The sequence below is a fragment of the Herminiimonas contaminans genome (assembly GCF_015645465.1).
Taxonomy (GTDB): domain Bacteria; phylum Pseudomonadota; class Gammaproteobacteria; order Burkholderiales; family Burkholderiaceae_D; genus Oxalicibacterium; species Oxalicibacterium contaminans.
In genome coordinates, this window is record NZ_JADOEL010000001.1 from 409,014 (window position 1) to 434,873 (window position 25,860).

The 25,860-nt window shown below is 54.6% G+C and carries 23 protein-coding genes and 1 other RNA gene; 1 reads left to right on the forward strand and 23 read right to left on the reverse strand.

Translation table 11 applies throughout. From position 1 onward, the window contains the following. Positions 1–10: 10 nt before the first annotated feature. Positions 11–2,773 (reverse strand): preprotein translocase subunit SecA, encoded by a 2,763-nt coding sequence (gene secA / locus IXC47_RS01830; RefSeq protein ID WP_195874527.1) that lies wholly within the window; start codon positions 2,771–2,773, stop codon positions 11–13. Between the two features lie 248 nt (positions 2,774–3,021). Continuing rightward, the gene (locus IXC47_RS01835; RefSeq protein WP_175624941.1) at positions 3,022–3,966 is read right to left on the reverse strand and encodes a M23 family metallopeptidase; all 945 of its coding nucleotides are present in this window, start codon (positions 3,964–3,966) and stop codon (positions 3,022–3,024) included. 48 nt (positions 3,967–4,014) lie between these two features. On the opposite strand from IXC47_RS01835, the gene IXC47_RS01840 reads away from it, so the two are divergent. Next, complete coding sequence (locus IXC47_RS01840) at positions 4,015–4,530, forward strand: DciA family protein (protein WP_195874528.1); 516 nt, start codon at positions 4,015–4,017, stop codon at positions 4,528–4,530. Positions 4,531–4,602: 72 nt separating this feature from the next. Here IXC47_RS01840 and lpxC read toward each other — a convergent pair whose 3' ends face one another. The 21 genes from lpxC to rnpB all read right to left on the reverse strand — a co-directional run bounded on the left by lpxC (position 4,603) and on the right by rnpB (position 25,856). Continuing rightward, on the reverse strand, positions 4,603–5,538 hold the full coding sequence (gene lpxC / locus IXC47_RS01845) for a UDP-3-O-acyl-N-acetylglucosamine deacetylase (RefSeq protein ID WP_175624939.1): 936 nt from the start codon (positions 5,536–5,538) through the stop codon (positions 4,603–4,605). Between the two features lie 154 nt (positions 5,539–5,692). After that, the gene (locus IXC47_RS01850) at positions 5,693–6,196 is read right to left on the reverse strand and encodes a peroxiredoxin (protein ID WP_175624938.1); all 504 of its coding nucleotides are present in this window, start codon (positions 6,194–6,196) and stop codon (positions 5,693–5,695) included. A gap of 153 nt (positions 6,197–6,349) precedes the next feature. After that, on the reverse strand, positions 6,350–7,534 hold the full coding sequence (gene ftsZ, locus IXC47_RS01855; RefSeq protein WP_175624937.1) for a cell division protein FtsZ: 1,185 nt from the start codon (positions 7,532–7,534) through the stop codon (positions 6,350–6,352). Between the two features lie 149 nt (positions 7,535–7,683). Beyond that, positions 7,684–8,916, reverse strand: a complete 1,233-nt coding sequence (gene ftsA, locus IXC47_RS01860) for a cell division protein FtsA (protein ID WP_175624936.1) — start codon at positions 8,914–8,916, stop codon at positions 7,684–7,686. A 10-nt stretch (positions 8,917–8,926) separates the two neighbouring features. Continuing rightward, positions 8,927–9,694, reverse strand: coding sequence for a cell division protein FtsQ/DivIB (locus tag IXC47_RS01865; RefSeq protein ID WP_195874529.1), 768 nt, complete (start codon positions 9,692–9,694; stop codon positions 8,927–8,929). A gap of 25 nt (positions 9,695–9,719) precedes the next feature. Further along, entirely contained in the window at positions 9,720–10,697 is a 978-nt protein-coding gene (locus tag IXC47_RS01870; RefSeq protein ID WP_195874530.1) for a D-alanine--D-alanine ligase, read from the reverse strand. Between the two features lie 8 nt (positions 10,698–10,705). Beyond that, positions 10,706–12,106, reverse strand: coding sequence for a UDP-N-acetylmuramate--L-alanine ligase (gene murC, locus IXC47_RS01875; protein WP_175624933.1), 1,401 nt, complete (start codon positions 12,104–12,106; stop codon positions 10,706–10,708). Further along, entirely contained in the window at positions 12,103–13,179 is a 1,077-nt protein-coding gene (gene murG / locus IXC47_RS01880; RefSeq protein ID WP_195874531.1) for an undecaprenyldiphospho-muramoylpentapeptide beta-N-acetylglucosaminyltransferase, read from the reverse strand. Before murG ends, murC begins: the two co-directional genes overlap by 4 nt. Beyond that, positions 13,176–14,384 carry a putative lipid II flippase FtsW gene (ftsW, locus tag IXC47_RS01885; RefSeq protein WP_175624931.1) on the reverse strand — a complete coding sequence of 403 codons (1,209 nt, stop codon included), beginning with the start codon at positions 14,382–14,384 and terminating at the stop codon, positions 13,176–13,178. The genes murG and ftsW overlap by 4 nt, the downstream gene beginning before the upstream one ends. Beyond that, positions 14,381–15,877 (reverse strand): UDP-N-acetylmuramoyl-L-alanine--D-glutamate ligase, encoded by a 1,497-nt coding sequence (gene murD, locus IXC47_RS01890; protein ID WP_195874532.1) that lies wholly within the window; start codon positions 15,875–15,877, stop codon positions 14,381–14,383. The genes ftsW and murD overlap by 4 nt, the downstream gene beginning before the upstream one ends. Further along, positions 15,877–17,046 (reverse strand): phospho-N-acetylmuramoyl-pentapeptide-transferase, encoded by a 1,170-nt coding sequence (mraY, locus tag IXC47_RS01895; protein ID WP_175624929.1) that lies wholly within the window; start codon positions 17,044–17,046, stop codon positions 15,877–15,879. Before mraY ends, murD begins: the two co-directional genes overlap by 1 nt. A gap of 1 nt (position 17,047) precedes the next feature. Further along, on the reverse strand, positions 17,048–18,415 hold the full coding sequence (locus IXC47_RS01900) for a UDP-N-acetylmuramoyl-tripeptide--D-alanyl-D-alanine ligase (RefSeq protein ID WP_195874533.1): 1,368 nt from the start codon (positions 18,413–18,415) through the stop codon (positions 17,048–17,050). Further along, positions 18,415–19,941, reverse strand: coding sequence for a UDP-N-acetylmuramoyl-L-alanyl-D-glutamate--2,6-diaminopimelate ligase (locus IXC47_RS01905; RefSeq protein WP_195874534.1), 1,527 nt, complete (start codon positions 19,939–19,941; stop codon positions 18,415–18,417). Before IXC47_RS01905 ends, IXC47_RS01900 begins: the two co-directional genes overlap by 1 nt. Next, positions 19,941–21,701 carry a peptidoglycan D,D-transpeptidase FtsI family protein gene (locus IXC47_RS01910; RefSeq protein WP_175624926.1) on the reverse strand — a complete coding sequence of 587 codons (1,761 nt, stop codon included), beginning with the start codon at positions 21,699–21,701 and terminating at the stop codon, positions 19,941–19,943. The genes IXC47_RS01905 and IXC47_RS01910 overlap by 1 nt, the downstream gene beginning before the upstream one ends. Further along, the gene (ftsL, locus tag IXC47_RS01915) at positions 21,698–21,970 is read right to left on the reverse strand and encodes a cell division protein FtsL (protein WP_124574502.1); all 273 of its coding nucleotides are present in this window, start codon (positions 21,968–21,970) and stop codon (positions 21,698–21,700) included. Before ftsL ends, IXC47_RS01910 begins: the two co-directional genes overlap by 4 nt. Beyond that, positions 21,967–22,935, reverse strand: coding sequence for a 16S rRNA (cytosine(1402)-N(4))-methyltransferase RsmH (gene rsmH, locus IXC47_RS01920; protein ID WP_195874579.1), 969 nt, complete (start codon positions 22,933–22,935; stop codon positions 21,967–21,969). Before rsmH ends, ftsL begins: the two co-directional genes overlap by 4 nt. Positions 22,936–22,942: 7 nt before the next feature. Then, a complete protein-coding gene (gene mraZ, locus IXC47_RS01925) occupies positions 22,943–23,371 on the reverse strand; it encodes a division/cell wall cluster transcriptional repressor MraZ (protein WP_124574501.1) in 429 nt (142 codons plus the stop codon). Positions 23,372–23,902: 531 nt separating this feature from the next. Continuing rightward, complete coding sequence (locus IXC47_RS01930; RefSeq protein ID WP_175624924.1) at positions 23,903–24,406, reverse strand: DUF4124 domain-containing protein; 504 nt, start codon at positions 24,404–24,406, stop codon at positions 23,903–23,905. Positions 24,407–24,475: 69 nt separating this feature from the next. Beyond that, positions 24,476–24,628 carry a DUF3096 domain-containing protein gene (locus IXC47_RS01935; protein ID WP_175624923.1) on the reverse strand — a complete coding sequence of 51 codons (153 nt, stop codon included), beginning with the start codon at positions 24,626–24,628 and terminating at the stop codon, positions 24,476–24,478. Between the two features lie 167 nt (positions 24,629–24,795). Further along, positions 24,796–25,350, reverse strand: coding sequence for a fasciclin domain-containing protein (locus IXC47_RS01940; protein ID WP_175624922.1), 555 nt, complete (start codon positions 25,348–25,350; stop codon positions 24,796–24,798). A gap of 183 nt (positions 25,351–25,533) precedes the next feature. Further along, positions 25,534–25,856: RNase P RNA component class A (gene rnpB, locus IXC47_RS01945), an RNA gene on the reverse strand. Positions 25,857–25,860 lie beyond the last annotated feature (4 nt).

Here is a 25,860-nt window from a genome sequence, read left to right on the forward strand (position 1 = left end):
CAGGTCGCGATTAAGCGAGGCGACCATGGCATTGCTTGTACTTCTTGCCGCTACCGCACGGGCATGGATCGTTGCGACCAACCTTAGGCAAGGCATTCACCTGGGTCTGGTTCGCCTCGCTCGCCGCTGCGGTCGGTGCCAGCAATTCTTCCGGCGCTGCATCAGCGTCGAAGTCAGCGTGCTGGTAGTGCACGTTTTCCACATGCGATTGCGACAATTGCTCTTCCGCCGCATCAATTTCTTCACGCGACTGGATGCGCACTGTCATCACGATCTTGACGACTTCATCCTTGATCAGGTTCAGCATCTGGCCAAACAATTCAAATGCTTCACGCTTGTATTCCTGCTTAGGATTCTTCTGCGCGTAACCACGCAGATGGATACCCTGGCGCAGATGATCCAGCGCCGCCAGATGTTCACGCCAGTGCGAATCAACTGCCTGCAACATCACGCTGCGTTCGAAACCGGCAAATGCTTCCTTGCCGACGATTTCAATTTTTTGTGCATAGATGTCGTCGGTGAATTTCAGCAGACGTTCCAGCATGTCTTCGTCAGTGATATTCGGCTCGGCTTCCAGTACTTTAGCCAGCGAGAAATCGACTTTCCACTCATCGCGCAACGCTGCGTCGAGTGCTGCCAGATCCCACTGCTCTTCCATCGATTGTTCTGGCACATAAGTGCGGAACAAGTCGGTGAATACGCCCTGGCGCAAGGAAGTGATCATCTCGGAAACGTCGGTGGTTTCGAGCAATTCATTACGCTGCTGGTAAATCACTTTACGCTGGTCGTTGGCAACGTCATCGTACTCGAGCAATTGCTTACGAATATCGAAGTTACGTGCCTCCACCTTGCGCTGTGCCGATTCAATCGAACGCGACACGATACCTGCTTCAATCGGTTCGCCTTCCGGCATTTTCAGACGATCCATGATCGCGCGTACACGGTCACCGGCGAAGATACGCAGCAAAGCGTCATCCAGCGACAGGTAGAAGCGCGAGGAACCCGGATCACCCTGACGACCGGAGCGACCACGCAACTGGTTATCGACGCGACGGGATTCGTGACGCTCGGTACCGATGATGTGCAAGCCACCTGCGTTCACGACGTGATCGTGCAAGGACTGCCATTCGTCACGCAAGGTTTGCGCTTGCGCCGCTTTATCCGCATCGCTCAAGGCATCATTGGCTTCAATGATCTGTACTTGCTTGCCAACGTTACCGCCGAGGACGATATCGGTACCGCGACCCGCCATATTGGTAGCGATAGTGATGGCTTTCGGACGACCTGCCTGCGCAATGATTTCCGCTTCGCGTGCATGCTGTTTCGCATTCAGCACATTATGCGGTAACTTGGCTTTGGTCAGGATGCCGGACAACAGTTCGGAATTTTCAATCGAAGTCGTACCGACCAGGACTGGCTGGCCACGCTCGTAGCAATCCTGAATGTCCTTCAGCATCGCGCCGTATTTTTCTTCCGACGATTTGTAAACCTGATCCTGGCGATCCTTGCGTTGGCTAGGACGATTCGGCGGGATGACGACGGTTTCCAGTTTGTAGATTTCCTGGAACTCGTAGGCTTCGGTGTCCGCTGTACCGGTCATGCCGGACAGCTTGGTGTACATACGGAAGTAATTCTGGAATGTGATCGAAGCCAGGGTCTGGTTTTCGTTCTGGATCTTGACGTGTTCCTTCGCTTCCACCGCCTGGTGCAAGCCTTCGGACCAACGACGACCAGTCATCAGACGACCGGTGAATTCATCAACGATCACTACTTCACCGTTCTGCACCACATAGTGCTGATCCTTGTGATACAGCGTGTGTGCGCGCAAGGCAGCGTACAAGTGGTGGATCAGGGTGATATTGGCAGCGTCGTACAGCGATGCACCTTCCGGCAGCAAGCCCATACGGGTCAGGATTTGTTCGGCTTTTTCGTGACCGGCTTCGGTCAACAGGACCTGATGGGATTTTTCATCCTTGGTGTAGTCGCCCGGCACTTCAATCTTGCCTTTGCCATCCGGTGTTTCTTCACCGATTTGCAAGGACAGCAGCGGCGGCACTTCATTGATTTTGTGATACAGGTCAGTGTGGTTTTCAGCCTGACCGGAAATGATCAACGGGGTACGCGCTTCGTCGATCAGGATGGAGTCAACTTCATCGACAATCGCGTAATGCAGGCCACGCTGGACGCGATCGCCCGTATCGTAGACCATGTTGTCGCGCAGATAATCAAAGCCGAATTCGTTGTTGGTACCGTAGGTGATGTCGGAGTTGTACGCAGTTTGCTTGGCTTCGTGATCGATTTGCGACAGGTTGATACCAGTCGTCAGGCCGAGCCAGCCGTACAGGGTGCTCATCCATTCAGCATCGCGCTGGGCCAGGTAATCATTGACCGTCACCACGTGCACGCCTTTGCCAGCCAGTGCATTCAGGTAGGCTGGCAGCGTTGCCATCAGGGTCTTACCTTCACCCGTACCCATTTCGGCGATTTTCCCGTAGTGCAGCGCCATGCCGCCTATCAGTTGCACGTCGAAGTGGCGCATCTTGAGAATACGCTTGCTGGCCTCACGGCAGACAGCAAAGGCTTCCGGCAGGAGCTTGTCGATGTCTTCGCCCTTGGTGAGACGCTCCTTGAATTCCGGGGTCTTGGCCTTCAGGGCCTCGTCGGATAATTGTTCCAGCGCCGGTTCAAGAGCATTGATTTCACGAACGGTCTTCTGGTATTGCTTGAGTAAGCGCTGATTGCGGCTACCGAAAATCTGAGTCAGTAATGACATGCTTGGATTCTAAAAAAGGCGCCTTGAAACAACCGGATGCAGCAAGCTATGGCCTGACCTGCATCGAATTGGGCTTGGGCTAAATGGTGGATTTTATCATGTCGTTTCCGGCATATTGGGCTTATCAGTCCGGAAACAATAGCTTTTGCAATGGCTTTTGCAACTAGCAGTGCCAGATCTGACCCGTCATAGCGACTTTTGTTCGCCCAGCGCCTGAATACCCTTAGCTCGCGCTCGGGTATAAAACGTCATTTCGCGGCCAGTCGCGCCTGGTTTGCACCTGCCAACAGGAATTTATGCGGGTCCTGCGCCACACCCTTGACCCGCACTTCGAAGTGCAGATGCGGGCCGGTCGAACGGCCGGTGGTACCTATATCGGCAATATGCTGGCCACGTCGCACGATGTCGCCGACCTGCATCAACAGGCGCGAAGTATGCGCATAACGGGTAATCATGTCATTGCCATGGTCGATTTCCATCATATTCCCGTATTGCGGATGGAATTCAGCCACTGTCACCACACCGCCAGCAGCCGCCACGATAGGCGTACCGATAGGCGCAGCAAAATCTATCCCCTCATGCATCGCGCTGCGACCCGAGAACGGATCGAGGCGACGGCCAAAGGTCGAAGCGTTGTAGCTGACGTTAACCGGCTGGATGGTAGGCAGTAGCTTGGATTTGATCTTGTCGCTCATCAGCGTCGACTCGACCACATTCATATAGTCGGCACGACGCTCGACGTCGTGCGCCATCGCATCAAGTAGCGCCTTGAATTCGGACATGGTGAGATCACGGCTGCTGGTACCGTCCATCGGCTCTATGCCACCACGACCAGGCATCTCGCGGAAATTGAATTCGGTTGGTTTGACACCGGCCAGACCTTGCACCCGTTCGCCCAACGCATCAAGACGCATCAGTTGCGCCTGCATCTCACCGAGGCGGCGCGCCATCAGCGCCAGGTTCTCTTTGAGGAATTTGTCTTTATTAGCCTCCTCACCACTGGAACCGCCACTCACCAGTTCGCGCACCGGCGACGGCATGCTGGAGGCATTGCTGAATACGAGGTAGGACAGGAAGGATGCGCCGAGGATAACTGCCACGACAAAACTGACGAACAAGGCCAGCAAATGCCGGCGCGTCAGCGTGACTGACTTGGCATGGGTAAAACGAGGGTGCAACAAAATAATCTGCATCGCGACTCCCTAGGCTCGCCGCTTCAAGACGAGGTGTGATAAGGTTCCATGACGATGCGACCATCCTCATTTATCCCATTCAAACAAAGCACTCCCACGCAAAAACCTGCGAAGGGTGCTGCGGAATTCTTGCGTTCGCACGACAAGCTTGCGGCACTGTTACCGGCAGTCCAACGCATGGCGTCGCTACAGAACGATTGTGCTGCAGCGTTACCGGCCATGTTTGCGCACTGTGCGGTGTTGCAGTTTGAGGCGAACCAGCTGGTTTTGTCTACGCCCAATGCAGCATTGGCGGCGCGACTGAAACAACAATTACCAAAATTACAAGATGAATTGCAGCAGCGGGGTTGGCAGGTTAACGCAATACGCCTCAAAGTGCAAGTTGCCAAAACCCTTATAAAATCAACAGCTTCCAGACAATTGGAACTGCCCCGACAAGCGATTTCCGCGTTTGCAGAGTTGGAGGAAGCGCTGGAAGACAGTCCGCGCAACCAGGCATTAAAAGCGGCGCTGGAATCGATGATGCAACATCATCACAGCAAAAAAGCAAAAACAGGAATTTGATGGAAAGCTGATTATTTGACGCCCGACGGCAGCGCTGGCATCAAATAATCAATAGGAAGACGACCTGTCTGATCAGGTCAGCGCCCATTCAAGGCTGGCTTGACGGGCATAATCGGTAGGTGCGGTTTCGACTTTTTCAAACGTGACGATTTCATACGCATCCGGCTGTTCCAGCAACGCCCTTACCAGCAGGTTGTTCAGCATATGACCGGATTTATGCGCGTTATAGCTGGCGATCAGCGGATGCCCCACCAGATATAAATCACCAATCGCATCCAGTATCTTGTGCCGCACGAACTCATTGTCGTAGCGTAAACCATCGGTATTGAGGATGCGATATTCATCCATCACGATCGCATTTTCCAGCGAGCCGCCGCGTATCAGGCCCATGCCACGCAAGGTTTCCATATCCTGCATGAAACCAAAGGTACGCGCACGTGCGACATCCTTTACGTATGACTCAAAGCTGAAATCGATTTCTGCAGTCTGGCCGGTGCCGTCGACTGCCGGATGATTGAACTGGATAAAGAACTTGAGCTTGAAGCCTTCATATGGCTCCAGTCGTGCCCAGATTTCACGATCACCACTGCCCTGCCGCACTTCCACCGTTTTCTTGATACGGATGAATTTCTTCGGCGCGTCCTGCTCCTGCAAACCGGCTTGCTGCAGCAGGAAGACAAAGGAAGAGGCCGAACCATCCATGATGGGCACTTCTTCAGCGGTCAGGTCGACATACAGATTGTCGATACCCAGGCCGGCGCAGGCCGACATCAGGTGCTCAACAGTGGAAACCTTGGCATCACCTTTTTGCAGTGTCGATGCCATACGCGTATCGCCGACGATGGTCGCCTGCGCAGGCAATTCGACCACTGGGTCGAGGTCGACACGACGAAATACGATACCGGCATCGATCGGTGCCGGATGCATGGTCAGTTCTACCTTGGTGCCGGAATGCAGACCGACGCCAACGGACTTGACCACTTGTTTGATGGTGCGTTGTTTTAACATGCTGTGATTATAGCAACCTAAGCCGCAAATCACCCGACACTGTTACGCCTGCTGACATCTAAAACAACAGCCAGGCGGCGCTCTCCGCCAACTGCAGGCATAAAAAACGGCGCACCAGGCGCCGTTCTTTATATTTTCCTGCGGAAACAGGAACTTAGATTTGTGCCAGCAGTTTTTCTGCTGTCGATACTTCCAGGTGACCGCTGTCTTCAACGTTCAATTGTTTGACGACGCCGTCTTCAACCAGCATCGAGTAACGTTGCGAACGCACACCCAGGCCGCCCTTGGTCAGATCGAATTCCAGACCCAGTGCCTTGGTGAAAGTACCGCTGCCGTCAGCGATGAAACGTACTTTGCCAGCTGCTTTTTGTTCACGGCCCCATGCGCCCATAACGAACGGATCGTTAACCGAGATGCACCAGATTTCGTCAACGCCTTTGGCTTTGAACTGGTCAGCTGCCTGGATGTAGCCAGGAGCGTGTTGTTCGGAGCAGGTTGGGGTAAATGCACCAGGAACCGCGAAAATTGCGATTTTTTTGCCTTTGGTTGCTTCGTGCACCATGACTTTGCTTGGGCCAACGGAGCAGCCTTCAGTTGCTACATCGACGTATTCTGCGAGCCGCGCTTCTGGCAGCTGATCACCAACTTTGATTGTCATTGCGAATTCCTTTGAATAGTTTTACCGGCATAGCCGACTAGAAAACGCCGCGCACGTGGCGCGGCGTAGAAACCGAAGTATGCCTTGTTCCGTTCAATTTTGCAGGTAGTTTGACAATAAATCGTCAAGCTACCCGCAAAATGCCATACGGAATCAGTCAGCCTGTTTGCGCAGGAAGGCAGGAATATCGTAGGTTTCCATGCCGTTTTTCTCCAGCGCACGTACCGTATCGGACGCCGATTCACGACGCCATACTGCTGGCGCCTTCAAACCGTCGAACGAAGCGGCTGGTTGCGCTGCGCCTTGCATCATGCCGGTGTTGGCCATCATAGGTTCGTTATGGGTGCCGGTACGCAACATTGGAGTCTGTACCAGTTGTACGCCTTTACGCGCACGACCCAGGCCAGTTGCCACCACGGTCACGCGGATATCGTCGCCCATTTCATCGTCGTACGCGATACCTTGCGCGATCGATGCGTCTGGAGCTGCGAATGCACGGACAGTCGCCATGACTTCCTTGATTTCCTTACCTTTGAGGCCACGGCTGGCAGTCACGTTGACCAGTACGCCGCGCGCGCCGGACAGGTCGATGCCGTCGAGCAATGGCGAAGCCACTGCTTGTTCAGCAGCGATACGTGCACGATCGATACCTTGTGCGGTTGCGGTACCCATCATCGCCTTGCCTTGTTCGCCCATGATCGTTTTCACGTCATTGAAGTCGACGTTGATATGACCTGGTACGTTGATGATTTCTGCAATACCGGCAACGGCATTGTTCAATACGTCATCCGCGTGTTGCAGCCATTCGATCATGCTGTCGTCTTCGTAAATCTCTTCCAGTTTTTCGTTCAGGATGATAATCAGCGAATCTACGTGCTGGCCCAACGCTTCCAGACCTTCGTCAGCGATGTCCATGCACTTGCGGCCTTCGTACGAGAATGGCTTGGAAACCACAGCCACTGTCAGTGCGCCTTGCTCTTTCGCGATTTGCGCAATGATAGGAGCAGCACCGGTACCGGTACCGCCGCCCATACCTGCAGCGATAAAGACCATGTGTGCGCCGCGCAGTGCATCTTCGATGCGTGGACGGGTTTCTTCCGCCAGCTGACGACCTACCGCAGGCTTCATGCCAGCACCCAGACCGGTTTCACCGATTTGAATGATGTTGTGCGCCTTCGATAATTGCAATGCTTGCGCATCGGTGTTGGCGACGATGAATTCAACGCCGTTCACGCCTTTATTGATCATGTGTTGTACAGCGTTGCCACCAGCACCACCAACGCCAACCACCTTGATCACGGTTCCTTGTGCCACATTTTCGAGCATGTCGATTTCCATGATAGTTCCTTAAAGATTATGCAGTTTCCAGTTGATAGTTCTCACGCGGTGTGACAACTAGCAACTGCTAACTGCGGGTTATTACAAAATGAGTTAAGACAAAACTAAATATTTGCTGCGAATTAAATACTTACTGCGTAAATACCAACTTAAAAATTACCTAAAAACCATTCCTTCATACGACGGAAAATTGCCACCGTCGAGCCATCCTGACGCGTGACGATGTGTCCACGCAGGTACTGCTTTTTCGCTTCCAACAACAAACCCAATACGGTTGCATACCGCGGACTACGGACTACATCTGCCAACTGGCCGTTGTATTCGGGCGTACCCAAACGCGCAGGCTTTAAGAAAATATCTTCTGCCAGTTCTGCCATACCCGGCATCATCGCGGTACCACCGGTCAGCACGATGCCGGATGACAGCACTTCTTCGTAACCGGATTCACGCACCACCTGATGCACCAGCGAAAACAATTCTTCAATACGCGGCTCGATCACTGCAGCCAAAGCCTGGCGTGACAAGGCGCGGGTACCGCGATCACCGAGGCCAGGTACTTCCAGCGTTTCGGCCGGATCAGCCAACACTTGCTTGGCCATGCCGTAACGTAATTTGATTTCTTCTGCTTCCGCAGTCGGCGTACGTACCGCCATCGCGATATCGTTGGTGATCTGGTCACCGGCAATCGGGATCACAGCGGTATGACGGATCGCACCTTCGGTGAAGATCGCAACATCGGTCGTACCGCCACCGATATCAATCAGCACCACGCCCAATTCTTTTTCGTCTGCCGTCAGCACTGCTTCGGCTGAAGCCATAGGCTGCAAAATCAGATCGGAGACTTCCAGACCACAACGACGGATACATTTGACGATGTTCTGCACGGCGGAAACAGCACCGGTCACGATGTGTACCTTCACCTCGAGTCGGATGCCGCTCATGCCGATAGGTTCACGCACATCTTCCTGATTATCGACAATGAATTCCTGCGGCACGGTGTGCAGCAATTGCTGGTCGGTCGGGATATTGACGGCTTTCGCGGTTTCGATCACGCGTGCAACATCGGTCGCCGTGACTTCCTTATCCTTGATCGCCACCATGCCGCTGGAATTGAAGCTGCGGATGTGGTTACCGGCGATACCGGTATACACATTGCGGATCTTGCAGTCCGCCATCAGCTCTGCTTCTTCCAGTGCGCGCTGTATCGATTCGACGGTCGCTTCGATATTAACGACCACCCCCTTCTTCAGCCCCTTGGATTCGTGCTGGCCCAGACCAATCACTTCGTGTCGGCCGTTGGGCATTACTTCCGCCACTACAGCCACCACTTTCGAGGTGCCGATGTCGAGACCGACGATCAGGTTTTTTGCGTCTTTAGTCATGTTTTTCCACTTACTTTTTTTTACTGTCCGATCCGACCTTCAAACCCTGCGCCTTCAGGGCCAATCCGTTCGGATAACGCATATCAATACTTTCTATCCTGTCCTGCAAACGTGCGAGCAATTGCGGATATATCCCCACCAATCGATCCACGCGTTCCTTCAAAGTCGTACTGCTTTTCTCCCTGCCAAACTCCACTGTCACGCCATTGCTCAGCTTCACAGTCCACGCATAGCGCCCCGACAATGAAAGTGCCTCGGCGCTTAAATTCAACGGCGCGAACCATTCATTCAAATCATTCAGGCGCGCCACCACTTCTTTTTCACTTCCCGGCGGACCATTGAAGGTCAGCAGGTTGGCATCCTCTTCCGCCTCGGCCAGATTGGCGGTAAATACATCGCCCTTGGTCGACAACAAACGTCCGTCTTCACCCCAGGTACCCAGCGGCGTGTGCTCTTCCAGCGTCACCGTCAATTGGTTCGGCCAGTCACGACGTATCGTTGCCTTGCGTACCCAAGGTACTGATTCAAATGTCTGACGTACCGTATCCAGATTGGCCGTAAAGAAATTGCCCTTGATACGTGCCAGCACTGCACTGCGTACGGTCAGCGGATTGATATGCCGCAACTGCGCCTGCTCCGCACCTTCTATGCGTATCACCTTCAGCGTGAAATAAGGCCGTTGCGCGACCCACCACAGGCAGCAAGAAACCAGCGCGAGCGCGACCAGGCCGAACAAGGCATTGGCGGTTGCGTTCAGGGTTCTGATGTCTTGCCACATAGCGTTATCTATCGTTCCGTCTCAATTACTTGTGCTGCACTGGTTTCAGGCCCAGCTTGGCCATACGCAAAATTTCCACACACAAATCTTCATAAGCAGTACCCGCGACCTTGGCCGACATCGGCACCAGCGAGTGACCGGTCATGCCCGGCGAAGTATTAATCTCCAACAGGAATGGCTCGTTATCCGATTCACGCACCAGGAAATCCACCCGCGCCCAGCCGGTGCAACCAACGGCATTGAAGGCGTTGACCGCCAATGCCTGTACCCGTTTGGTAAAAGCTGCGTCTAGCGGTGCCGGGCACAGGTATTGAGTGTCATCACTGAAGTACTTGTGCTCGTAATCGTAGTTACCTTGCGGCGCGATGATTTCAACTATCGGCAACGCGCGTGCATTGCGACCACTACCCAGTACCGGCACTGTCAATTCACGTCCTTTGACGAATTGCTCAACCAGCACCACATCATCGTATTTGGCGCACAAATCAAAACCGGCCTGCATGCCTGCCGCTGTTTCAACCTTGGCGATACCTATGGTCGAACCTTCATGCGGCGCCTTCAGCATCAGCGGCATACCGAACTCGGCTGCGATTGCCTGCAACTGTTCTGGCGTAGTCGCTTCCACTTCCAGCGCGGTGAACTTCGGTGTAGGCACACCGTGGCTCAGACACACACGCTTGGTAATCACTTTATCCATCGCAATCGCCGACGCCATTACCCCCGGTCCGGTGTATGGAATACCCAGCTGTTCCAGCGCACCCTGCAGGCTGCCGTCTTCGCCAAAGCGGCCATGCAGCGCGATAAAAACGCGATCAAATTTTTCCGCTGCCAGTTCCGCCAGGCTGCGCTCAGCCGGATCAAACGGATGCGCGTCTACGCCTTTCGATTGCAAGGCTGCCAATACACCCTTGCCCGACATCAGCGAAACCTCGCGCTCGGCAGAGCGGCCGCCGAACAACACGCCGACCTTGCCAAATTCCTTTTTCATTTGCTCTGTAGTCATGATCTTCTTCACTCAGGCTTTGCCAATTTGGCTGGCACGCCACTAATCGATCCTGCACCCATCGTGATCACCACATCACCATCCTTGATGATGTTCATGATGGTCGCCGGCATATCGGCTATCTTTTCCACGAACACCGGGTCTACCTTGCCTGCCACCCGCAACGCATGCGCCAGCGTGCGTCCGTCGGCGGCAACGATAGGCTGCTCACCTGCTGCATACACTTCCGCCAGCACCAGCATGTCGGTAGTCGACAAGACCTTGACGAAGTCCTCGAACAAATCACGGGTACGCGTATAGCGATGCGGCTGAAATGCCAACACCAGGCGACGCCCCGGATAAGCACCGCGCGCCGCTGCGATGGTTGCTGCGGTTTCCACCGGGTGATGGCCGTAATCGTCCACCAGAGCAAACGAGCCAGCAGGCTTGTCGTTGACAGCCGGGATGCTTATTTCTCCATAGCGTGTGAAGCGACGGCCCACACCATTGAATTCAGTCAGTGCTTTTTGTGTCGCCTGATCAGCGACACCCAGTTCGCGTGCAATCGCAATCGCGGCACAGGCGTTCTGTACGTTATGCATGCCAGGCTGGTTCAGGCTGACTTTCATCGGCGCATAACCTTGCTGCAACACGGTGAAATGCATATGACCATCGATGGCTTGCGCGTCAATCGCGCGTACTTGCGCATCTTCATGGAAGCCGTATGTCGTGATCAGCTTGGAGATACGCGGCATGATTTCGCGTATCGTCGCATCGTCCAGGCACAGCACTGCAACGCCGTAGAACGGCAAGCGCTGCGTGAATTCGATGAAAGCCTGCTTCAGTTTTTCAAAGTCGTGACCATAAGTTTCCATATGGTCGGCATCGATATTCGTAATGACTTCAATCACCGGCGACAGGTTGAGGAAGGACGCGTCCGACTCATCGGCTTCAGCCACGATGAATTCACCGGTACCGAGCTTGGCATTCGCACCTGCGCTATTAAGCAAGCCACCGATCACAAACGTAGGGTCCAGGCCACCCTCGGCCAATACACTGGCAACCAGGCTGGTAGTCGTGGTCTTGCCGTGGGTACCGGCAATCGCGATACCGCGACGCAGGCGCATCAGCTCAGCCAGCATCACAGCACGCGGCACGATAGGAATGTGCTTTTCACGGGCAGCGATGACTTCCGGATTGTCTTCCTTGACTGCGGTCGAAGTGACGATCGCATCTGCTTTTTCCACATTCTCAGCCGCGTGACCCAGCATCACTTTCGCACCCAGCTCGCTCAGGCGACGGGTCGCGGCATTGCTGCCGAGGTCGGAGCCTGACACCGTATAGCCGAGATTCAGCAGCACTTCAGCGATACCACTCATACCGCTGCCGCCGATGCCGACGAAATGAATATTTTTGACTTTGTGCTTCATGTGATCTTCACTAACTTTTCAAGTACATCGGCGATAGCGGCATTCGCATCGCGGCGACCCTGGGCATACGCTGCCTCGGCCATTTGCTTGCATTTCTCGCGCGTCATGTTTTGCAGCAGTTCTGCCAAACCCTGCGCGCTTAATTCACTTTGCGGCAGGTGTATCGCCGCATTTTGTTTTTCCATCCACTGCGCGTTATCACGTTGATGGGTCGTGGTCGATACCAGCAAAGGCACCAGCACACTGGCCACACCCGCAGCGGTCAATTCCGACACCGTAATTGCACCAGCACGGCAAATCACCAGATCTGCTTCTGCATAACGACGCGGCATGTCATCGATAAAATCGAGAACTTCTGCTTCCACTCCTGCTTGCGCATAATTAGCGCGTAAAGCATCTATATTCTTCTTACCCGATTGATGCGTAACCACTGGTCGCTGCCCGGCTGGCAACATCGCCAAAGCCAAAGGCATCGCATCGTTCAGTGCTTTTGCACCCAGGCTGCCACCCACTACCAGCACCTTCAAAGGACCGCTGTGCTTTGCATAGCGCTCGGTCGGCGTCGGCAACGCAATGATTTCCTGACGCACCGGATTACCAGTCACCAAAGCCTTGCTCGCAGCCGGACCAAAATCAGCCGGGAAGCCAAACAGCACGCGCTCGGCCACCGGCGTCAAAGTCTTGTTCGACAACTGCAGGGCAGCATCCGCATTAATCAGCACCACTGGCACACCGCGCAGTTTCGCCATGAAACCGCCAGGCACCGTTACATAACCGCCCATGCCCAGCACAATGCCCGGATTGCGACGCTTCAGGATGGAGAAGCAAGTTGCAAAACTCGCCACCAGCTTGAACGCACCGGTAATCGTGTGACGCAAACCCTTACCGCGCAGGCCGCTGAACTCTATGGTGTCCATCTCGATGCCCGCTTTAGGCACCAGCTCACGCTCCATACCGTGCGAAGTGCCGAGCCAGCTCACTTGCCAGCCGCGCGCCTTCATCGTTTCCGCTATCGCGAGTCCCGGGAAAATATGTCCGCCCGTACCTGCCGCCATGATCACGAGTCGTTTCATATACGACCTCCGCGCATCAGGACGCGATTTTCATAATCGATACGCAGCAGGATCGCCAAACCTATGCAGTTAATCAGCACACCCGAACCGCCATAGCTCATCAATGGCAGCGTCAAACCCTTGGTCGGCAGCAAGCCGAGGTTCACGCCCATATTGATGAAAGCCTGCACACCTATCCAGATACCTATGCCCTTCGCCGTCAAACCGGCAAATGTCAAATCAATCGCAATCGCCTGCCGGCCGATTTCAAATGCACGCTTGATCAGCCAATAGAACAGCGCCACCACCACCAGCACACCAACAAAACCGAGCTCTTCACCAATCACCGCCAGCAAGAAGTCGGTATGCGCTTCCGGCAAGTAATGCAGTTTCTCCACGCTGCCGCCGAGACCGACTCCAAACAATTCACCACGACCAAATGCGATCAACGAGTGCGACAACTGATACGCCTTGCCCAATGCATTCTCTTCATCCCACGGATTCAGGTAAGCAAATATTCGTTCGCGCCGCCACGGTGACAAGATAATCACCATGCTGAAAATACCGACCAGCGTCGCGCCTATGCCACCAAACCAAATACCGTTGATACCGCCGAGGAACAAAATACCCATCGCGATACACACGATCACACCGAACGCGCCCAAATCCGGTTCCAGCAGCAAGAGCAAACCAACGAAACCTATCGCCAGCGTCATCGGCATAAAGCCTTTGGTCAGCTTGTGCATGTACTGCTGCTTACGCACTGTGTAATCAGCTGCATACAAAACCACGAATAACTTCATCAGCTCGGACGGTTGCAGGTTGAAGACCTTGAACGACAACCAGCGACGCGCACCATTCACGCCTTTACCTACGCCCGGCACCAATACCAGCACCAGCAAAATCAGCGTCGCCACAAACAGGTAAGGCGCCAGCTTTTGCCAGGTTTCTATGCGTACGCGGAAAGCCAGCAAACCAGCAAACAGCGACACACTGATAAACATCGCCTGGCGGGTCAGGAAGTGCGCATTGTCGTAACGCGCATACTTAGGCGAATCCGGCAGCGAAATCGAAGCCGAGTACACCATCACCATGCCAAACAACATCAGCAGCACGACCACCCACACCAAAGGCTGGTCGTAGGCCATCATCTTCGAACGCTGGTCGAGACTGGTCACGGCTTTTTTAGCCGCAGCGCCGGAGAATGATGGGAAGGCGAATTTCATGCAGAGACCTCGCCACGCGACAAACCGATTTCACGCACTTCATCAACAAAAACCTGCGCCCGATGCGCATAGTTTTTGAACATATCCAGGCTAGCGCATGCTGGCGACAACAAGACTGCATCGCCCGCTTGTGCCAGTTCCGCGGCTTTCTGGGTTGCTTCCTGCAAAGTCGCGCAGTTGATCAATTCCACGCTGGTCGCCTGCAAGGCTGCACGTATGTTGTCGGCATCCTTGCCGATCAGCAGAACGGCACGCGCATATTTGGCGACCGGATCCGCCAGTGGCGAAAAATCCTGTCCTTTGCCATCACCACCAGCGATCAGCACCAGATGATTGGACGCGCCGTCCTGGCTCGCACCCAAACCATTCAAGGCCGCCACGGTCGCGCCTACGTTGGTACCTTTGCTGTCGTCGTAGTAATCAACGCCACCTATGGTCATCACATGTTCAACCCGATGCGGCTCGCCGTGATACTCACGCAAGCCGTGCAGCAACTGGGCAAACGGCAAGCCTATCGAACGGCACAGCGCCAGTGCCGACAAGGCATTGATCGCATTGTGCTGACCACGGATCTTGAGTGCATCCACCGGCATCAATTTATTGGTCGATACGGCCAGCTCGACATTGTCTTTCTTGCGGCGTTTCTTTTGCGGCTCTTCTTCCTCTACCGCAACCGACAACCAGCGCATGCCGTTTTCATCGACCAGGCCGAAGCAATCTGCCTGCTCTGCTTCATCTGCACCAAAGGTGATGACTTTCGCCAGCGGGCTAGCCATTTGCATAACCAGCGCATCGTCGCGATTCAGCACGCGTATCGTGTTGCTGCCGAAGATACGTGCTTTGTCATCGGCGTAAGCGGCCATGTCGCCATGCCAGTCGAGATGATCCTGGGTCAGGTTCAGGACGGTAGCGACATCGGCTTGCAGGCTGTAAGTCGTATGCAACTGGAAGCTGGACAACTCCAGCACCCAGACTTGCGGCAATTGATCATCGGCCAGCACCTGATGCAATTTATCCAGTGCTGCCGGGCTGATATTGCCCGCCACCTGCACCGTCAAACCCGCACGCTGGCACAACAAACCAACCAGGCTGGTGACCGTGGTTTTGCCATTGGTGCCGGTGATAGCGATGACTTTCGGTGCGTACTCTTTTTCTTCTTTCAGTGCAGCCAGGGCCTGCGCGAACAGCTCGATCTCGCCCCAGACCGGGATTTCTTTTTCTGCGGCAGCTGGAATAATCGCGGCCAGTTCGCGCGCTGGCATCAGGCCAGGGCTGACGGCAACGAAATCGATTCCTTCCAGCAAGGCGGCATCAAATGTACCTGCGATGAACTCGGCTTGCGGTGCGATCTCGCGCAACTGCGGCAGGCGATCCGGTTGCTCACGCGTATCGGCAACACGCAAAGACGCGCCGCAACGGACCAGCCATTGCGCCATCGCCAGCCCGGATTCACCGAGCCCTAAAACCAGAACGTGTTTACCTGCGTAGTTCATTAGCGTAATTTCAAAGTAGACAAACCAAACAACACCAGCATCATCGTGATGATCCAGAAGCGCACCACGACTTGTGTTTCTTTCCAGCCTTTTTGTTCAAAATGATGGTGCAAAGGCGCCATCAGCAACACGCGCTTACCGATACCGGTGCGCATCTTGGTGTACTTGAAGTAGGCCACCTGCAACATGACGGACAGTGTTTCCACCACGAAGATGCCGCCCATGATGAAGAGCACAACTTCCTGGCGCACGATGACGGCGATGGTGCCGAGCGCACCACCCAGTGCCAGCGCACCGACGTCGCCCATGAAAACTTGCGCCGGATGTGCGTTGAACCAGAGGAAAGCCAAACCCGCACCGGCCATCGCACCGCAGAAAATAATCAATTCGCCGGCACCCGGGATATGCGGAATGAACAGGTATTTGGAATAGTTGGCGCTACCGGTCAGGTAAGCAAACAGACCCAGCGCGGTACCCACCATCACGGTCGGCATGATCGCCAGACCGTCGAGGCCGTCGGTCAGGTTGACTGCATTGCTGGTGCCGACGATAACGAAGTAAGTCAGTGCGATAAAGCCCCAGACGCCCAACGGATAGCTGATGGTCTTAAAGAAAGGAACAATCAGATCGGCTTTAGGTGGCAAGTCCATGCTGAAGCCGGACTGCACCCATGCCACAAACAGATCGAGGAATTGCGAATTGCTCGGTGCGGAGACCGAAAACGCCAGATAAATAGCAGCAAACAAACCGATGATGGATTGCCACATGTACTTTTCACGCGAAGCCATGCCTTTCGGATCTTTATAGACCACCTTGCGGTAATCATCGACCCAGCCTATCGCACCAAAGCCCAGCGTCACGATCAACACGACCCAGATAAAGCGGTTGCTGAGATCAGTCCAGAGCAAAGTCGAAATGCCGATGGAAACCAGGATCAACACGCCACCCATGGTAGGTGTACCGCTTTTCACCAGATGTGTTTGCGGACCGTCGGTGCGCACTGCTTGTCCGACTTTCAGGCGGGTCAGCATGCGGATCACGGCCGGCCCTGTGACCAGGCCGATGACCAGTGCAGTCAGGGTCGCGAACACCGCGCGGAAAGTAATAAAGTTAAAGACCCGCAGTGGCCCTAGTTCGTCTTGAAAATATTGTGCCAGCCAGAGCAGCATATTAATGGGCTTCCTGAGTTTGTTGACCAAGTAAGTGCTGGACCACGCGCTCCATCTTCATGAAACGCGAACCTTTAACCAGCACCGTTACATCCACCGTAAAGATTCCAGCCAATGCATTGTTTAATTCTTCTACGCTGTCGTAGTGATGTGCACCGCTACCGAAGGCGCTGACGATGTAACGCGTCATATCGCCCAGTGCGAGCACATGCTGTATACCTTTAGTACGTGCATACGCACCGATTTCTTCGTGGTACTGCTGACCGTCATTACCGACTTCGCCCATATCTCCGAGGACCAGGATGCGTGGCGCCGACATCTGCGCCAGCACATCAATCGCAGCACGTACCGAGTCCGGATTGGCGTTATAGGTGTCGTCTATGACCAGTGCACCATTCGCTGCATGCTTGCGTTGCAAACGACCACTGACAGGTGCAAACGCCTGCAAGCCGCGCACGATGGCATCGGTCGAAATACCAATCGCCAGTGTGCAAGCGATCGCTGCCAGCGCATTGCGGACGTTATGCACACCGGCAGCAGCCAGCGCCAGGCTGAATTGCTGACGACCTGCCGTTACTTCCATATCGCTGCCGAAGGCGTTCGCGCTGTAGCTGCAACGTACGTCTGCATCATCCGAGAAACCGAAAGTCAGCACCTTGCGCTGCGCTGCCAGCGTGCGCCACAAAGGCGTGAATTCGTCATCTGCCGGAAATACCGCGATGCCGTCAGCTGGCAAGCCAGCGAGTACCGCACCGTTTTCCTTGGCAACCGCTTCCACGCTCTCCATGAATTCCTGATGTTCGCGCTGTGCGTTATTCACCAGGCCGACCGTCGGACGCGCAATCGCGGACAGCACGGCGATTTCACCCGGATGGTTCATACCCAGTTCGATCACCGCGGCTTTGCAAGACTTTTGCAAGCGCATCAGCGTCAAAGGCACGCCGATGTCGTTATTGAAGTTGCCGCGTGTCGCCAGATAGTTATCGACACCGCATGCTGCTTCCAGAATCGCCGCGATCATTTCCTTGACCGTGGTTTTGCCATTGCTGCCGGTCACGCCAATCACAGGTATCGCGTATTGCTGACGCCAGTAATGCGCGATCTGTCCGAGCGCGACGCGGGTATCCGGCACAATCAACGCTGGCACTGTCAGGCCTGCCGGTACGGTTTCTGCCACCACGGCCGCGACTTTGCGCTCCGCCACTTGCGGCAGGAAGTCGTGCGCATCAAAGCGCTCACCGCGCAAAGCGACGAACAAATTACCCTCGCCTACAGTGCGGCTGTCAGTCGAGACACCATCAAAAGCTGCGTCAGCCGTCATGCGTGCACCTTGCAGTGCAGACTGGAGGATGGCTAATGTAGAGTTCATTAGCTCGCTCCCTGCATGACACGTGTCGACAAAGCCAGTGCGGCATGGTCGGCGTCGAGGAAAGGTAATTTGCGGCCTTTCACTTCCTGATAGGCTTCATGTCCTTTACCCGCCAGCAGGATAACGTCGTGTCGCGCTGCATGACGTCCGGCCCACAAAATCGCGCTGGCGCGATCCTCTATGATTTGCGGTGCATTTTTCGGTGCAGTAATGCCAGCCACGATGTCGCTGATGATGGTGGTCGGCTCTTCATTGCGCGGATTGTCTGTCGTCACCACGATATGGTCAGCCGCCATTGCGACCTTGCCCATTTGCGGACGCTTGCCCGGATCGCGGTCACCGCCGCAACCAAACACACACCACAGCTCGCCACCGCGGTCATTTGCGACATTGCGCAAAGTAGCCAGTGTTTTTTCCAGCGCGTCTGGCGTGTGCGCATAGTCAATCACGACCAGCGGTGCTTCACCTCCGCCGAGTTGCTGCATGCGGCCTGGCACTGCTGTCAGAGCCTCGATGGCGTTGACTGCATCATGCAGGCTCACGCCTTTCGCCAGCAGGATGCCGATAATGCCCAGCACATTGCTGACATTGAACTGGCCCACCAGCTGCGTTTTGACTTGTGCACTACCCACCGCTGATTCGAGGTGGAAAGCAGTACCGCTCTGGTTGCTGCGGATATCCGTTGCGCGCAACAGTGCAATACCGTCGACTTTTTGCTCGCCCAGTGTGTAACCTGTAATCGCGGTATCAGCCTGTTTGCCTTGCAAGCGCTGCACCATGCGCAGACCCATCGCATCATCCAGATTGATGACCGCGTGTTGCAGTCCCGGCCAGTCAAACAGCATCGCCTTGGCTTCTTCATAAGCCGCCATATCACCGTGGTAATCCAGGTGATCGCGCGTGAAGTTGGTGAACAAGGCCATGTCGAAGTGCATGCCGGACAAGCGCCCCTGATGCAAACCGATGGACGACGCTTCTATTGCCAGCGCGCTTGCACCGAGATTGCGTACATTGACCAACGAGCGTTGCAGCAAGACTGCATCCGGCGTGGTGTAACCGGTGACGTCAAAATCACCCGCTCCGCCATTGGTATAGATGCCGATACCGAGCGTACCTATCACTGCCGTCGGTTGACCGAGGCGCGACAAGGCATTGCCCAGCCATTGCGCACATGAGGTTTTGCCATTGGTACCGGTGATCGCGACGGTAAACATCGAACGATCAGGATGGGCGTAATACGCTGCGGCGATTTCGCCTGCATGCGCTTTCAAATCTTCGACCGCCAGGTGCGGCACATTCCATTCCGCATCCCAGGTGCAACCGGCAGCTTCATAGATTACTGCCTGTGCGCCACGCTCGATCGCGTTGGCGATGTAGTTGCGACCATCGGCTTCGTCACCAGGATAGGCAAAGAAAGCATCTCCCTGCGCAATACGACGCGAATCAGACGCGAGCTCGGCCTTGGGCGCGTTAGCGGCCAGCCAGTCGAGGATGTTTGCGAGCGCGGTCGTGGTCAGGATAGACATTACATATTCTCCTGTTCCGAACCGGCCGGGATGATGATATTGGTCACGCTGGAATCCGGCGCGACGTTCATCGAACGCAAGGCATTTGCTGTCACGGTCGCGAACACCGGCGCGGCAACCTGACCACCGTAGTGCTTACCTGCGCCCGGCTCATCGATCATCACGGCAATAATGATGCGCGGATCAGATACCGGCGCAAAACCAACGAAGGAAGAAACATACTTCCGCACGTACTGGCCTTTTTCAATTTTGTAAGCGGTACCGGTTTTACCGGCGACGCGATAACCCGGCACTTGTGCCCGTGGAGCTGAACCAGCCGGACCCGCCGCCATCTCCAGCATGCCGCGCATCTGGCGCGCAGTAGTCGGGCTGAAAATACGTTCGCCGATAGGCTGGTCGGTCGCACGCTGGAAGGTAATCGGAATCAAATCACCATCACGCGCGAAGACTGTATACGCATGCACCAATTGCAACAAAGACACGGATATACCGTGCCCGTAACTCATGGTGGCTTGCTCAATCGGACGCCAGGATTTATATGGCCGTACCCGCCCTGCTACCGCACCTGGGAAATTAATCTTAGGCTGCTGGCCTAGGCCTATGCTGGTAAACATGTCCCACATTTCATGTGGTTCCATTTGCAGTGCAATTTTTGCAGTGCCGATGTTTGATGATTTCTGTATCACCTGTGACACCGACAGCAAACCGGATGCATGGGCATCACCGATGGTCGCCGTACCAATAGTCATCTTGCCCGGCGCAGTCTGGATCATGGTGTTAGGCGTAACGCGCTTGGTTTCCAGTCCAAGTCCAACCGAGAACGGCTTCATCGTAGAGCCTGGCTCGAAGGTATCGGTAATCACGCGATTGCGCAGTTGCGCGCCAGTCAGTACAGAACGGTTGTTCGGGTTATAGGTCGGCAGGTTGGCCAGCGCCAGTACTTCACCGGTTTTCGCATCGAGGACGACGATGCCACCCGCTTTGGCTTTGTTCTCTTCGACTGCTTCTTTCAGGGCGGTGAATGCGATGTACTGGATCTTGCTGTCTATCGACAAAGCCAGGTCTTTGCCGTCATGCGGCTCACGCACCGATTCGATATCTTCAACTATGCGACCCAGGCGGTCCTTGATGACGCGGCGGCTGCCAGTCACACCAACCAGGGTCTTTTGATAAGCCAGCTCCATACCTTCCTGGCCTTTGTCTTCGACATTGGTGAAACCGACGATATGCGCCATCACCTCACCCTCAGGGTAATAGCGTTTGTATTCTTTACGGGTGTCGATACCGGCGATACCGAGCTTGAGGATTTTGTCGACGGTGTCGAGTTCAACCTGACGCTTCAGATAGACGAAGGTACGATCAGAATCCAGCTTGCGGCGCAGTTCTCGCTCTGGCATATCCAGCAACTTGGCCAGTGCCTGCAATTTTTCCGGTGGTGATTCCAGTACATCTTCCGGGATCGCCCACACTGCACGCACCGGGATAGACGAAGCCAATACCTGGCCATTGCGATCAGTAATCTTGCCGCGTGTCGCAGGCAATTCCAGCGTACGCGCATAACGCGAAGCGCCCTGCTTTTGCAGGAACTCAGTCGACATGCCCTGCAGCCACAAGGCGCGACCAGCCAGGGTCAGGAAAGCAGCGAAAATCAGGAATAGCACGACCCGAGAACGCCAGGCTGGCAACTTGGTTGCCAGTACCGGGTTCGACGAGAATGGCACGCCCTTGGATGCGGCAGTGCGCGACGTACTACGCGTCATTTAGCCCCCATCGTCAGGTACTGCGTGCTGGCCGGTGTCACCGGCACCATGCGCAAATCACGGCGTGCGTTGCCTTCGATACGCGCGTGTTTGCCGAGTGTGGATTGGTCGAGTTGCAGCTGCGCCCATTCAATGTCGAGCTGACGCGCTTGTGCCTGGGCACGTTCGAGTTCAATGAAGAGACGACGGAATTGATAATGCGCGTTGACGACCGACAACGCGCAGGCGACCAGAATCAGGGTGAGGACGAAGCAGATGCGGCCGCTCATATTGTCCCTCCAGCGCCCGCCGACAGACGCTCAGCCACCCGCATCACGGCGGAACGCGCGCGTGGGTTTTCACTGATTTCTGCAGCGGATGGTTTTACTCGGGACAACAGCTTCATTTCTGGTTGCGGCAAATCGATGGCACGAATCGGGAGGCGACGGTCTGGCTGCGGCACATTCGCTTTGCCGGCCATGAACTGCTTGACGATGCGATCTTCCAAAGAATGAAAGCTGATCACAACCAATCTCCCATGCGGGGCCAGATACCGATATGCCTCGTTCAAGACTACTTCGAGTTCTTCAAGCTCCTGATTGATGAAAATCCGGATAGCCTGAAAGGTGCGAGTGGCCGGGTCTTTGCCTTTCTCGCGGGTTTTGACGGCGCGTGCCACGATCTCGGCAAGCTGTCGTGTGCTTGAAATTGGCTCGACTGCCCTGCGAGCAACAATCGCCTTTGCAATCTGAAAAGCAAACCGTTCTTCCCCATAATCTCGTATCACTTTCTCGATTTTTTGTTCAGTTTCCGTCGCCAGCCACTCCGCTGCCGACATGCCGCGCGTTGTATCCATGCGCATATCGAGCGGCCCGTCTGCGCGAAAACTGAAACCACGCGTCGCATCGTCAACTTGCGGTGACGAAATCCCCAGGTCCAGCAATACTCCATCCACCTGCTTGATACCGCGTACAGCCAAAGCCTCACTCAAGGTTGCAAAACTGTCGTGCGCAATCTCAAAACGCTGGTCATTGATCGTCGCTGCATTGGCTATCGCCTGCGTATCCTTGTCAAAGGCCAGCAAACGACCACCACTACCAAGCTGCTGCAAAATCTTGCGGCTATGCCCGCCACGCCCGAAGGTGCCGTCGACGTACACGCCATTGACGCGATCACCACTCAGCGCCAGCGCATCGACCGCCTCATCCAGCAACACCGTACGGTGCTGGTATTGCTGCACCGCATCTGCATTCATCACGGCGTCAGAAAGAAAAATCGTTGAGTACATCCGGCATGCCGTTGGCTACGGCCGCCGCTTCGCTTTCCGCCAGTTTCGCCGCATCCCAAATCTCGAAATGGCTACCCATACCGAGCAACATCACGTCACGCGTCATACCTACCGCCGAACGCAATTCAGGCGCGATCAGGATGCGACCAGCGCCATCCATCTCTACGTCAGAAGCATTACCGAGGAAAATTCGTTGCCACGCGCGCGCAGACATAGGCCATGCAGCGATTTGTTCGCGATGGGTTTCCCATACCGGGCGCGGGAAGAACAGCAGGCAGCCGTGCGGATGTTTGGTCAGGGTGACACGACCCTCACACTGCAAAAGCAGTGCGTCACGATGCCGCGACGGAATAGTCATCCGGCCTTTGGCATCGAGATTGAGAGAGGACGCGCCTTGAAACACCCTGAAATCCTTTTTTTGTACGTTTTACATGCTGAATCGGGTGGATTCCGTGTTTATTTTTTACGTTTCAAATACCCACAAATAAACACTTTTTCACACTGTCGCCCACTTTAGAGGATGCACCATTACCGGTCAAGCGATATTCAGGGGTAAAAACAAGAATTTTTTCAATGAAGTCAAGGACTTAGCGCATTACGTTGACGCAACATGTAAATGAAATACCTCTAAGAATTAAGCACTTATGATTGATAGTGAAAGTGGCACTTCAGATAAACACATGTGTTTATCCAGGAAAACGCAGTGCACGATGGGGAAATTTCTGTAGGATTTTGGTGCGTCTTGTCGTCAAGATCGCGGAAAAATCGGCTTAATGCCGATTTCTTGGCTGATATCGAAAATTTCGCTGCGGACCACAGCATTTGATATCAAAAGAATATGATGCAACGCAAAAACAAGGTTGTTTTATTGCCTAATTTGCACTATTTAAACAGGCCAATTTAACAATTCGCCACCGTCCTGCCAAACCGGATTTTACTGTCCGATATATTGCGGCGGCGAACCACATTGGGCCGACGGATCAGGTACTGGTTTACAGTACAGGAAAGCTTCCTCCCGCACTGCTGCACCACGTCGACGCGGACGACCATCGCGGCCACGTATGATGAATGGAGCAAAGCACTCCTGGCTTTCACGATACTCGCGTTGCATGCGTTCGCAATCGAGCTGCTTCTGCGTCAGGCTGTCACGCGCCCCCATCACCGCTCCTGCCGGTTGCGGCGGCGCTGGCCGCTCTTCATTCGCACGTTCCACCATCGCTTTTTCACGCGCTGCACGTACCGCCGCATCCTGGCGCTGCGCATCAGTCAGTTCGGAAGGATTGGTATCGACCCTGGTCGCCGCATTCCGGTAACGCTCAGGCACCTGGTCCGAAAACTGGGTACGCCCTTTTTCATCTACCCAGCGATAGATTTCATCTGCATGCACGGCCGACGCCATGCAGCAGCAAGCGATAAAAGTAAGGAAGGTGTGTGCCATGAGTCGCCTTGTATACGCGGACAGGTAATAGCTTTATAGCATGCCTGTAACGCGCATGCCCACGTCATCTCAGCGGAAGAAGTGACCGGTGCCGAACAAGCCGATGAGACCGATCACGATCAGGTACAAGGCCACGATGAAATTCAGCAAACGCGGCATCAGCAAAATCAGGATACCGGAGATCAGGGCGAGCAGTGGTGCGAGGGTAATATGCAGATTCAAGGCAGACTCCTATATGTAAACCGTCAAGGCAAATTCTTGCGGCAGAAGCTTACCCTATCCGCATCGCTCGTTCGCTTGCACAGCGCACCATGTCGCAAATAAAAAAGCGCGCAATCGGTAACGATCGCGCGCCAAGCAACACCCTCAGGCATCGCATCAGGATTTATTTATTTCGGCAGCAGAACCGTATCGATCACGTTGATCACACCGTTAGATTGATACACATCATAGGTACTGATACTGGCCGTATTACCGCTGTCATCCTTCACATTGATATTGTGTTTGCCATTCATGACAAAGGTCAGTTTTGCACCATTGGCGCTTGCCAGTTGTGCGCTGCCTTTGTTTTTCTTGATGGCTTTTTCGAGAGCAGCAAAGTCATATTTGCCGGGTACCACGTGATAGGTCAGGATTTTTGTCAGGGTTGCCTTGTTTTCCGGCTTGACCAGATTCTCTACCGTACCGGCGGGTAATTTGCCGAACGCAGCATTGGTTGGCGCGAATACAGTGAACGGGCCTTTCCCTTTCAGGGTATCAACCAGGCCCGCTGCTTTCACGGCAGCGACCAAGGTAGTGTGATCGGCTGAATTCACTGCGTTATCAACAATATCCTTGCTGGGCAGCATGCTTTGCCCACCGACCATGACGGCATCGGCAGCATAAACGAATGAAACTGAAGCGAGTGAGGCGGACAGCAGCAAGGCATAAGAAAGTTTGCGCATGATCGTTTCCTTCCGGAATGTGCAGGATTGCGTAGTGATATACGGCGTCCCGACACGGACAGATTCAACTATGTGCGTATGTATTTGCCTGCATATATACCTGCAGCAACTTAACTGGCTGCATGGCCATACCGATGGCGCAAAAAAAAACGGTGCGACTTTCATCGCACCGTTTTGCATAGAAGTTGAAGCAAGCCGATAGGCCGGATTCTGTTACGACGCATGGGCAAGCCCATGCGTTATGACAACCATTCCTCTAGGCCGTGAATTACTCCACGGCTCAAGCTTCCTACCCGCACGCTCCGCGAGCAACGTCAACGCGTGCCTATTTGGAATTGCTCCGAGTGGAGGTTACCGCGTTTCACCGTAACTTAATACGCTCGTCTCTGTGGCCCTATTCCTCGCCTCACGGCGGACGGCCGTTAACCGTCACCCTGCTCTATGGAGTCCGGACCTTCCTCCCGCCATCACCGAAATGACAGCCAGCGGTTGTCTTGGCTTACTTCAGGC

What these genes read in the sequence shown, in the direction of transcription:
- IXC47_RS01870 (WP_195874530.1), bottom strand. Translation starts at nt 10,697, where the DNA reads ATGACTACAGAGCAAATGAAAAAGGAATTTGGCAAGGTCGGCGTGTTG.
- murG (WP_195874531.1), bottom strand. Translation starts at nt 13,179, where the DNA reads ATGAAACGACTCGTGATCATGGCGGCAGGTACGGGCGGACATATTTTC.
- IXC47_RS01930 (WP_175624924.1), bottom strand. Translation starts at nt 24,406, where the DNA reads ATGGCACACACCTTCCTTACTTTTATCGCTTGCTGCTGCATGGCGTCG.
- IXC47_RS01905 (WP_195874534.1), bottom strand. Translation starts at nt 19,941, where the DNA reads ATGTCTATCCTGACCACGACCGCGCTCGCAAACATCCTCGACTGGCTG.
- IXC47_RS01865 (WP_195874529.1), bottom strand. Translation starts at nt 9,694, where the DNA reads ATGTGGCAAGACATCAGAACCCTGAACGCAACCGCCAATGCCTTGTTC.
- IXC47_RS01840 (WP_195874528.1), top strand. Translation starts at nt 4,015, where the DNA reads ATGACGATGCGACCATCCTCATTTATCCCATTCAAACAAAGCACTCCC.
- IXC47_RS01910 (WP_175624926.1), bottom strand. Translation starts at nt 21,701, where the DNA reads ATGACGCGTAGTACGTCGCGCACTGCCGCATCCAAGGGCGTGCCATTC.
- lpxC (WP_175624939.1), bottom strand. Translation starts at nt 5,538, where the DNA reads ATGTTAAAACAACGCACCATCAAACAAGTGGTCAAGTCCGTTGGCGTC.
- murD (WP_195874532.1), bottom strand. Translation starts at nt 15,877, where the DNA reads ATGAACTACGCAGGTAAACACGTTCTGGTTTTAGGGCTCGGTGAATCC.
- IXC47_RS01940 (WP_175624922.1), bottom strand. Translation starts at nt 25,350, where the DNA reads ATGCGCAAACTTTCTTATGCCTTGCTGCTGTCCGCCTCACTCGCTTCA.
- mraY (WP_175624929.1), bottom strand. Translation starts at nt 17,046, where the DNA reads ATGCTGCTCTGGCTGGCACAATATTTTCAAGACGAACTAGGGCCACTG.
- ftsZ (WP_175624937.1), bottom strand. Translation starts at nt 7,534, where the DNA reads ATGGAAATCGACATGCTCGAAAATGTGGCACAAGGAACCGTGATCAAG.
- murC (WP_175624933.1), bottom strand. Translation starts at nt 12,106, where the DNA reads ATGAAGCACAAAGTCAAAAATATTCATTTCGTCGGCATCGGCGGCAGC.
- IXC47_RS01900 (WP_195874533.1), bottom strand. Translation starts at nt 18,415, where the DNA reads ATGAACTCTACATTAGCCATCCTCCAGTCTGCACTGCAAGGTGCACGC.
- rsmH (WP_195874579.1), bottom strand. Translation starts at nt 22,935, where the DNA reads ATGAATGCAGATGCGGTGCAGCAATACCAGCACCGTACGGTGTTGCTG.
- IXC47_RS01835 (WP_175624941.1), bottom strand. Translation starts at nt 3,966, where the DNA reads ATGCAGATTATTTTGTTGCACCCTCGTTTTACCCATGCCAAGTCAGTC.
- IXC47_RS01850 (WP_175624938.1), bottom strand. Translation starts at nt 6,196, where the DNA reads ATGACAATCAAAGTTGGTGATCAGCTGCCAGAAGCGCGGCTCGCAGAA.
- secA (WP_195874527.1), bottom strand. Translation starts at nt 2,773, where the DNA reads ATGTCATTACTGACTCAGATTTTCGGTAGCCGCAATCAGCGCTTACTC.
- ftsL (WP_124574502.1), bottom strand. Translation starts at nt 21,970, where the DNA reads ATGAGCGGCCGCATCTGCTTCGTCCTCACCCTGATTCTGGTCGCCTGC.
- ftsW (WP_175624931.1), bottom strand. Translation starts at nt 14,384, where the DNA reads ATGAAATTCGCCTTCCCATCATTCTCCGGCGCTGCGGCTAAAAAAGCC.
- ftsA (WP_175624936.1), bottom strand. Translation starts at nt 8,916, where the DNA reads ATGACTAAAGACGCAAAAAACCTGATCGTCGGTCTCGACATCGGCACC.